At 61.0% G+C, this 9,958-nt stretch carries 8 protein-coding genes; all 8 read right to left on the bottom strand.

What is annotated here, in order from left to right; genetic code table 11:
• Positions 1–18 precede the first annotated feature (18 nt).
• Positions 19–2,907 carry a 2-oxoglutarate dehydrogenase E1 component gene (locus AC1D1P_RS07035; protein ID WP_477669344.1) on the bottom strand — a complete coding sequence of 963 codons (2,889 nt, stop codon included), beginning with the start codon at positions 2,905–2,907 and terminating at the stop codon, positions 19–21.
• 276 nt (positions 2,908–3,183) lie between these two features.
• Positions 3,184–4,902 (bottom strand): thiosulfohydrolase SoxB, encoded by a 1,719-nt coding sequence (gene soxB / locus AC1D1P_RS07030; RefSeq protein ID WP_477669343.1) that lies wholly within the window; start codon positions 4,900–4,902, stop codon positions 3,184–3,186.
• Positions 4,903–5,008: 106 nt separating this feature from the next.
• Complete coding sequence (gene soxX / locus AC1D1P_RS07025; RefSeq protein WP_477669342.1) at positions 5,009–5,668, bottom strand: sulfur oxidation c-type cytochrome SoxX; 660 nt, start codon at positions 5,666–5,668, stop codon at positions 5,009–5,011.
• An 18-nt stretch (positions 5,669–5,686) separates the two neighbouring features.
• Positions 5,687–6,493: a sulfur oxidation c-type cytochrome SoxA gene (gene soxA, locus AC1D1P_RS07020; RefSeq protein WP_477672507.1), complete on the bottom strand. Its 807-nt coding sequence runs from the start codon at positions 6,491–6,493 to the stop codon at positions 5,687–5,689.
• 62 nt (positions 6,494–6,555) lie between these two features.
• Positions 6,556–6,867, bottom strand: a complete 312-nt coding sequence (gene soxZ / locus AC1D1P_RS07015; protein WP_457280652.1) for a thiosulfate oxidation carrier complex protein SoxZ — start codon at positions 6,865–6,867, stop codon at positions 6,556–6,558.
• Between the two features lie 50 nt (positions 6,868–6,917).
• Positions 6,918–7,385 carry a thiosulfate oxidation carrier protein SoxY gene (gene soxY / locus AC1D1P_RS07010; protein ID WP_477672506.1) on the bottom strand — a complete coding sequence of 156 codons (468 nt, stop codon included), beginning with the start codon at positions 7,383–7,385 and terminating at the stop codon, positions 6,918–6,920.
• Between the two features lie 148 nt (positions 7,386–7,533).
• Positions 7,534–8,721 (bottom strand): c-type cytochrome, encoded by a 1,188-nt coding sequence (locus AC1D1P_RS07005; protein ID WP_477669339.1) that lies wholly within the window; start codon positions 8,719–8,721, stop codon positions 7,534–7,536.
• A partial coding sequence (gene soxC, locus AC1D1P_RS07000; RefSeq protein WP_477672505.1) for a sulfite dehydrogenase occupies positions 8,708–9,958 on the bottom strand: 1,251 nt, incomplete at its 5' end. The genes AC1D1P_RS07005 and soxC, both read right to left, overlap by 14 nt.

Genomic DNA, 9,958 nt, shown 5'->3' with positions numbered 1-9,958 from the left:
GTTCGGGGAGGGGCGACCTTATTTGGTCAGCACAAAGCCCTTGAGCTTGGCAAACGCGCCGTCCACCAGCGCCTTTTGCTGCTCCTGGTGCAGGTGCGAATAACCCACAGCCGGTGATGCCGAAGCAGCACGGCCGGAATAGCCCAGTTTTTGACCTTCGAACATGTTCTCGTGGATGTAGTGCTGCACAAAGAACCAGGCACCCTGATTTTGTGGCTCGTCCTGGCACCACACGATGTCGGTGGCGTTCGGGTACTTTTTCAGCTCGGCCGCAAAAGCCTTGTGCGGGAACGGATAAAGCTGCTCAACACGAATAATGGCCGTATCGTCAATGCCCTTTTCTTCACGYTTCTTGGCCAGGTCGTAATACACCTTGCCCGAGCACGCGATGATGCGCTTGACCTTGTCTGCCTTCTTGTTGATGTCATCCTTGGTCTCGGGGATGATGGTCTGGAACCCACCCTTGGTGAATTCGGACAGCGGCGAGGTGGCGTCCTTGTTGCGCAGCAGCGACTTCGGCGTCATGATGACCAGCGGCTTGCGCAGGTTGCGCACCATCTGGCGGCGCAGCACGTGGAAGATCTGGCTGGCGGTCGTCGGTTGCACCACCTGCATGTTGGTGTCCGCCGACAGCTGCATGAAACGCTCCAGGCGTGCCGAGCTGTGCTCCGGGCCCTGGCCTTCATAACCGTGCGGCAGCATCAGCGTGATACCGTTGACACGGCCCCACTTCACTTCACCGGAAGCGATGAACTGGTCGATCACGACCTGCGCGCCATTGGCGAAGTCGCCGAACTGGGCTTCCCAGATCACCAGCGTGTTCGGATCGTTCGAGGCATAGCCGTATTCAAACGCCAGAACGGCCTCTTCCGACAGGATGGAGTCGATGACAACGAACGGAGCCTGGTTGTCGGCCACGTTCTGCAGCGGCACATAGGTGCCGGTGTCGAACTTTTCGCGATTCTGGTCGTGAATGACGGCATGGCGGTGCGTGAACGTGCCGCGTCCGCAATCTTCGCCCGACAGGCGCACCGGGTAGCCACTTGCCACCAGTGAGGCAAACGCCATGTGCTCGCCCATGCCCCAGTCCACAGGGACGTCGCCGCGGCCCATGGCTGCGCGGTCGTCATACACCTTCTTGACCAGCTGATGCGGCGTCACGGTCGCGGGAATGGCCGTGATCTTGTCGGCCAGGCGCTTCCACTCGGCCATCGGGATCGCGGTGTCACCGGCATCGGTCCACTTCTTGCCCAGGTAAGGCACCCAGTCAACCGCATACTTGCTCTTGAAGTTGGTGAGAACCGGATCAAAGGTGCTCTTGCCGGCATCCAGCGCGGCGCGCGTGGCCTTGACCATGTCGTCGCCCAGGGTGTCGCCCATGCCCTGTGCCGTCAGTTTGTCGGCGTACAGGCGGCGGGTGCCGGGGTGCTGTGCAATCTTCTTGTACATCAGCGGCTGGGTCAGCGCAGGCGTGTCCTGTTCGTTGTGACCCAGCTTGCGGAAGCAGATGATGTCGACCACGACATCCTTCTGGAACTCCATGCGGAACTCGAGGGCCAGCTGGGTAGCCAGCACCACGGCTTCCGGGTCGTCGCCATTGACGTGCAGCACCGGCGCTTCAATCATCTTGACGACGTCGGAGCAGTACAGCGTCGAGCGGCTGTCGCGCGGGTCGCTGGTGGTGAAACCGATCTGGTTGTTGATCACGATGTGGACCGTTCCGCCGGTGAAATAACCGCGGGTTTCGGCCAGCGCCAGCGTTTCCATCACAACGCCCTGCCCTGCAAAAGCGGCATCACCGTGCACCAGCACCGGCAGTACCTGCAGGCCTTTGGGATCGGCGCGACGGTCCATGCGGGCGCGTACCGAACCTTCAACCACGGGATTGACGATTTCCAGGTGAGAGGGATTGAAAGCCAAAGTCAGGTGGACCGGGCCGCCAGGGGTGGTCACGTCGGAGCTGAAGCCCTGGTGGTATTTGACGTCACCGCTTGGCAGGTCTTCAGGCGCGGTGTGGTCGAACTCGGCGAACAGGTCGGCGGGGACTTTGCCCAGGGAATTGACCAGCACATTCAGGCGGCCGCGGTGGGCCATGCCGATCACTATTTCCTGCACGCCCTTGATACCGCCCTGCTGGATCAGCTCGTCCATGCAGGCGATGAAGCTTTCGCCGCCTTCCAGCGAAAAGCGCTTCTGGCCGACGTACTTGGTGTGCAGGAAACGCTCCAGGCCTTCGGCTGCGGTCAGCCGGTCCAGGATGTGGAGCTTCTTTTCCTTGGTGAAATTGGGTTTGCTGCGAATCGATTCGAGCTTTTGCTGCCACCAGCGCTTGTGGTTCTGGTCGGTCGCGTACATGTACTCGGCGCCAATCGTGCCGCAGTAGGTTTCGCGCAGCGCGTTCATGAGCTCGCGCAGGCTCATGGTGTCTTTGCCGAAGAACGTGTTGCTGGTGTTGAACACGGTTTCCTGGTCGGCGTCGCTGAAACCGTAGAAAGACGGCTCCAGTTCGGGAATCTTGTCGCGTTCGGCACGCTTGAGCGGATCCAGGTCGGCCCAGCGTGCGCCGACGTTGCGGTAGGCGGCGATCAGTTGCTGGACGGCCGTGCGCTTGCGGCCCATTTCGGAGTCGGCGCCGCTGGCGACCACAACTTTGGTCTGGCCCTGCTTGGCGCGCTCGGCAAAGGCGTTGACGACCGGCAGATGCGGAACGTCCTTGGCATTGCTGCCGTCGACGGCGGGAACGTGCTGGAGTGCGTCGAAATACTCGCGCCAGTTGTCGGGCACGCTGCCGGGGTTGGCAAGGTAGTTTTCGTACATCTCTTCGACATAGGGCGCGTTGCCGCCGAAGAGATAGGTGTTGCCTTGATAGGCTGAATAGACGGACGATGCCGTCGGGATGGAACTCATATCCGCTGACCTCCGTTTCCCTTGGGGAAACATTAGCTGGTTAAAGCTGGTTAATTAACCTTCCGCAACACGGCTGGACCGATTAGCGGATGCGACTGTGGCAGGARGGGCCTTCAGAAACAACCCAGATTGTGCYACCGAACTGTGACAGCGGAAAGACGGTGCTCATGACCATACCCGAAAAGGCCATGGCTTCTACGCACGCCCAACGCTCCCACATACCTCTTACATGCTCTCACATGCTTCGAAGCTACTGCTGCATTTGGGGGCTGAAAGTCAGACGGCAAGGCCCGGATTGCCGGTCACACCCACAAGCCGCGGAGTGTTGGGTTTGACAGGTTGAATGACCTTTTTGGCCTTCAGATAGCTTTCCACCACCTCCCAGACCGGGGGACCGGCATTTTTGCTGGCCTCGGCCACCGGCGCCCAGCCGGCCACCTTGTAAGTCTTGCCGGCTTCGATGGGCTTGCCGCCCAGACGCATGTCCTGGATGCGTTCACCCATTTTGGCGCCGGGCTCGCAGGTGTAGGTCAAACCGCCCACACGCACCATGTCGCCGCCCTGCTGATAATACGGGTCGGGGTTGAACAGGTTGTCGCCCACGTCCTCCAGGATGGTCTTGATCATGTCGCCGCGCATGTCCGTCAGCGTGGTCCAGGGATACGTGATCGCAGTCTGGTCCATCACGTGCTCGCGCGTAATGGCCTGGCCGGGCAGCAGAGAGGTTCCCCAGCGGAATCCGGGCGAAAACGCGATCTCGGCGCCACGCACATTCATCAGGGCGTCCAGGATCAGCTGGTCAAAGCTGCCGTTGAAGTTGCCGCGGCGGTACAGCGTGCCTTCCGTCACAGCCAGTTTTTCACCCAATTTGGCGGTGTAAGGCGCCCTCACCTTGTCGATCAGCGTATTCATGGCCGCATCGGCCGGCAACAGATTGGCAAACACCGGCAGCAGCCGGTAGTTGAAACCGGCCACCTTGCCGTCCTTGACGTTGAGGTCCAGCACGCCCAAAAACTTGCCGTTGCTGCCAGCGTTGGTCACGATGGTCTGCCCGCCGGGGTTTTTGACGATGACAGGCACCGGCACGCCGTCATGGGTGTGGCCGCCCAGAATCACGTCGATCCCCGTGACACGCGAGGCCATCTTGAGGTCCACATCCATGCCGTTGTGGCTGAGCAGCACCACGGCTTGCGCTCCTTTGGCACGCGCCTCATTCACCGTTTCCTGCATCTCGCTTTCGCGGATGCCGAAAGTCCAGTTCGGCGTGAGCCAGCCAGGATTGGCGATCGGTGTGTAGGGAAAAGCCTGGCCGACGATGGCAACAGGCACGCCATTCATTTCCTTGATGACGTAGGGCTTGAACACCGGGTCGCCGAAGTCGCTGGTTTTGACGTTTTGCGCGATAAAGTCAATCTTGCCGGCAAAGTCCTGCTCGACGATTTTTTTGATGCGCTCTTCGCCATAGGTGAAGTCCCAATGGCCCGTCATCACATCCACGCCCAGCAGCCTGGCTGCATCCACCATGTCCTGGCCCTGTGTCCAGAGCGCCGTGGCGCTGCCCTGCCAGGTGTCACCGCCGTCGAGCAGTAAGGCACCCGGCCGGCCAGCCTTCAGTTGCTTTACCAGCGTTGCAAGGTGTGCAAAGCCGCCCACCTTGCCGTACTGGCGCGCGGCCCGCTCAAAGTTCAGGAAGGTCAACGCATGCGCCTCGGGCGTACCCGACTTCAGGCTGGCGGCCTTGAGCAGATGTTCGCCCACCAGGTGCGGCGCCTGCCCGCGCATCGCCCCCACACCCAGATTGACGGAGGGTTCGCGGAAATAGATCGGCAGCAGCTGGGCATGGCAATCGGTCATGTGCAGCAGATGCACATTGCCGGTGCGCGGCAGCTCGTACAGGCCCGCAGCCTGGGCGGCGCCGGCCTCACGCTGAAGGGGAAAACCGGCGGCCAGCGCAGCGGCCATGACACTTGCAAACTCTCGGCGGGACAGGTTCATGGCGTTGGTCATCCTGCCCGGTTACCCAGGCAAAGCATCAGATTGCTATCAATTCAGGAGCTGCTTGCGCTCGTCACTATTGGCCTGGCGGCACAAAACACTCAAATCACTTGTTGACAGGCGAATTCGGATCCAGCAGCAGCGCCATCACGTCACGAATCTGCTGCTCGTTCAGGATGGCGGCATGGCCGAACCTCGGCATGTCGGAACACGCGTTGTAGGCTTTGGCGTTCCACAGCTTGCCCCAGGTGTACTCCACGATGGGTTTGCTCTCGGGTGACGCCGGATTGCTTACACCGCGCAGCTTGCCGTAGTTGTAAAGGCTGGGGCCGATGGAGCCGAAAGACAGCTCGGCCTTGCTGATCTGGTGGCAGTTGTAACAGCTGCCGCCATTGGCTTCGCCGGGCTTGTCGCTCCAGGTCAGGCCGCGGCCGTTCTGCGCAATTTTTTCGCCTTCACTCCAGCTACCGAGGTACTTGCCATCGGAAGGCAGTTTCACGGTTTTGAGGTTGGCTTCTTCAATGGCTTTGGCTGCTTTTTCCTCCAGCGGCTTGCCGGCGGCTTCCGAGCAGGCCTGGTTGGAAGCGTCCAGCGTCAGGCGGTCCATCTTCGCGATGCCCTGCTCACGGAAGGAGCTTTTCAGCACCTGCTGGGTGGCTTCGTCTACCTCCTGCGCCGTAGGCGCAATGGCGCAACTGGACAGGAAAAAGGCGGTCAATGCCAGGCAGGCGGAAGACAGGGCGGCTTTGGTGTAAATCGTGTTCATCAGTTCTCTCCTGCCTGATTAGCGTTTGAGGGCCGGCGCAATGGAAGCACCGCCCTTGCTGTTGACGCCCATGAACACGCCCAGGGCGATGGTGGCGTCGGAGGCGTAGCCCGGGAAAGGGAAACGCTGCTGGCGATAACAGTCATTCAGGCGGCGCTGCATGCTCCACAGATCCCCGCTTGAGACCCGGTAGGCCGGCCAGGCGCCAAAACCGTTGCCGGCGCCGGGCTGTTTGGTGAGGTTGGGCAAATCCTGCAGGCGGACACGCTTGTTGTCTTCACCATGGCAGGATGCACAGGAAAAGTCGTAAGGTCCGCCGCGCAGGTAAAACACCTTCTTGCCGACCTCGTACATCAGCTTTTCCTTGGCGTGCGACTGCGGCACCTTGAAGGTCATGTCGCGCGATTCACCCGAGATATAGGCCACCAGCGACTCGATGGACTTCTGCTCACCCGCACCGAAAGGAGTTTTGGCGATCTCGGCGGCATTAAAACCCTGCAATTGCTCCATGCAGGTCAGCAGGCGCGACTCCATGTCCTGCACCCGCTGGGTGTCGGCAAAGAAGCGCGGCAGCTCGACGAAAGCACCTTTCACCACGCYCGGGCCCTTGCCCAGGTCGCATTTTTCAAGCGAGGCATTTTTGGGGCCGCGCGCCTGTTTCCAGAGTGCCTCGCCACGGGCTTCGTACAGCTCGGCCGGGTTGCCGTCGGCCAGCATGGCGCGGTATTCGGCAATACCTTCAGCGGTGCTCTTCTGCGCCGCAGCAGGCAATGACAAGATGGCCGTGGCGGCCAGGGCCGCCAGCCCAAACAGGCTCAACTTCATCGTGGACTCCTCAAATATCGTTGTGGGGCAGCAAAGGGGGCGCGGCGGGAAACCGTCGGGATTCAGGCAATGACGGCTTCGTCGGTACGCTTGTCGCCGTGGTTGTCGACCCAGCTGACCGCGATCTTGTCGCCAGCCTTGCCACCTTTGAAGCTGAACTGCACAAAAGGGTTCTTGGAAACGGCCGTGCCCCACTGCGCGCTCATCACGGTCTTGCCGTTCCAGGTGGCGCTGATGTTCTGGATAAACCAGGCCGGGACGGTCTTGCCGGCCGCATCCTTGCGCTGGCCGCTTTCCATTTCGTGGCTCACCAGCACGCGCACGGTGGTTTTATCGCCTTGGGCCTGTGCCCGGATTCGCATCGGTTCTGACATTTTTTTCTCCTGATTTCAAGGGTTGTGGTGGTTGTCGAAGTCGGGACGGCTTAACCGCCGCAACCGCCCAAAGTCACCTTCACTTCCTTGACCGCATAAAAGTACTTGTCACCGGCCTTGGCCAGTGCATAAACATTGGATGACTGGCCCATCTTGATGTTGGTCGAGACGTTGGCGTCGGTGCCGGCGGGAATCTCGAACACGGCAGCCAGCGCGCTGGGGTTCTTTTCGACAACGAGCGCAATTTGGGTGGTGTTGGCAATGTTGCTTTGCGCGCCGACACGCACCACATTGCCGTTCTCGGCAATTTCGGRCGCCTGCAGCAGCAGGTCCTTGCTTTCAACCGGAGCGCTGGTCGCGCCCATGGCCTTGGCGGCATCTGCCAGGGACTTGCTGTCAAAAGCGGCTTTGTTCCAGCCTGGCGCGTTTTGCGCGTGTGCCGGGTTCAGCCCGGTGGCCGCTACCAGCACCAGCGCAGTGGCGCCTGAACTGCTGGCCAGAAAATCACGACGTTCCATGGTGAACTCCTTTTTTATATAACTTGAATGTCTGAAAAACTAACAACGATTGGACACAAAAACGTCAAGCCGTGGAACGGTACTTATCCCGACCACGCTGTGAAAAAGTTAAAGCCGGCTGTCTCGACATCGTCAATTTCCATGTGCCTCATTTTGACGCGCCCTGAGCCAGCCATTGGGAAATCTGCGCCGACTCCGCCGCACTCAGTGCCTGCGGCGGCATGGGGATTGCGCCCCAGACACCCTGCCCTCCGGCCTTGATTTTGCCCGAGAGGTAAACCGTCGCGTCGGCGCGGTCTTTATATTTGTTGGCTATATCCTTGAAGGATGGCCCCACCATCTTGCTGTCCATGCCATGGCAGGCGGTGCAGGTATTTTTTTGCAGCAACGGCATGACGGACGCAACGCCGGGCGCGGCGGTTTTAACGACAGCTGGCAGCTGCACAGCAACAACCGGCGTGGAGTTTGCTATCTTTTCAGGAGCTGCTTGCGCACGTCCTGTCTGGTTTGGGGCCGTATTTGATTCAAATATTCCGGCCATGGGCGGCCGGGTGGTGTCCACACCCCGGCTGGCACCCACCAGTCGCGACTGCTCGGCCAGGTTGCCATGGGCGTTGCGTGCATAGTCTGGCAAAAAGCTTTTGACCACCACCTCGCCGGCGCAATTTTTCATGCAGGCCGAGCCCTGGACATCGGGGCGCGCCGTGCCGCCCAGCTCCTTGCCCGGCCACATCGCGTGCGACGTCGTCATGCCGTTGCGGTTGGGCAAACGGGCCTGTACCTCGCGGATATTGGCGTCCGACAAGGTGAAGTTGTCGGGCAGGATATTGCCCAGGTTCAGGATGTAGGCAGTGACGGCATAAACCTCGTCGGCCGTCAATGTTTTGGGGGCATTCCACGGCATGGCGCGGTTGATGTAGTCCCAGAGCGTCGACAGCGTGGAGACTTTCATCAATGTGGTGCGGTTCGGCTGGTTGGAGCCAGGCATCAGACCATCCACGCGGCCATTCTTGATGTCTTCAGCCGTGACGCCGCCGGCAATCGGCGTGAACACTTCGGACGACTCGGCAAAACTGCCGTGGCAGGACGCACATTGCGCCTCCCAGATCACTTCACCCTGCCGTACCGAGCCCTGCCCTTTGGGCAGGCCCTTGAAGTCGGGCCGCACGTCAATGTCCCAGGCTTTGACTTCCGCCGGTGTCGCCGTGCGGCCGATGCTGGAGAGAATCACCGGTTTATCAGCAGCCGCAGCCCATTGGGTAACACCCGCCAGCAGCAGCGAGCCCATCGCAACGCGGACGCCATGAGAAACGGACAAAGCCTTAGATCTGGACATTTTTCACCTCGCCGTTTTCTTCCAGCGACCACGACTGGATGGCGTTGTTGTGATAAATGCTGCGGGACGCTCGCACTTTGCGCAGTTCGTTGTACGTCGGCTGGATCTGGCCGGTCTCGTCAACAGCGCGGCTCTGGAAAATGGCGGGTTTGCCGTCCCACACAAAATCGGCATTAAAACGCGTCAGGCATTTGGCCAACACCGGCCCCTCCAGGCGCGCCGGCGCCCAGTTGCGCCCACCGTCCACGGAAACGTCCACACGTTTGATCTTGCCCCGGCCGCTCCAGGCCAGCCCCGTGACGTTGTGAAAGCCCTTTTGCAGCAGTACCTGCCCGCCGCTGGGCGAGGTCACCACGCTTTTGACTTCCTGGATGCTGGTGTATTGCCGGTGCAGGCCGCTGGGCTGCAGGTCGACGTAATGGATCGTCTCATCCTTGGTGCCATAAGGCATGTCGCCCACCTCGATGCGCCGCAGGTATTTGATCCAGCTCACGCCCTGCACGCCCGGCACGATAAGCCGCAACGGGTAGCCGTTTTCAGGGCGCAGCATTTCGCCGTTCTGGCCATAGGCCACCAGCACCTCACCGCTCATCACCAGGCTCATGGGGATGGTGCGGGTCATGCCTGAGCCGTCGGCCCCCTCGGCCAGAATGAATTTGGCGCGCTTGAGGTCGGCACCGCACAGCTCCAGCAGGGTGCGCAAGGGCACGCCGGTGAATTCGCTGCAGCTCAGCATGCCGTGGGTGTACTGCACCGTTGGCACCGCCGAGTTGCCCCACTCCATGCCGGTGTTGGCGCCGCATTCGATGAAGTGCATGCGGCTGACGTTCGGCAGGCGCATCAACTCATCCATGCTGAACACCATGGGGCGCTTGAGCATGGCGTCATCGGAGCCATTGACCATCAGCCGGTGTTTCGATGGGTCGATGTCCCACCAGCCCTGGTGGTGGCGTTCAAAGTGCAGGCCGCTGGGGGTGATGATGCCGAAGAGGCCCTGCAATGGGCAAAAGCTCACGCTGGCCTGGCCGATGCGCGTGAGGCCCGGGCTCTCGCGGCGCTGCAGGTTTTTTTCCCATTCGCTGGGCAGGCCGTAACCACGGGCCGCCACGGGCTGGCCCAGGCCCTTGCTGTGGGCGGGAAGGTTCAGGATATTGGCATCGCCCTCCGGAGTCGCTGCCCGGGCCTGACCCACCGCCGCCACCCCGGCTGACGCAGCTGCAAACGCGCCGGCCAGAAA

This window comes from Polaromonas sp. P1_E1_2, assembly GCF_056406035.1.
Note: the sequence above shows the minus strand (reverse complement) of the source record. Positions and strands in the feature narration are given on the sequence as shown.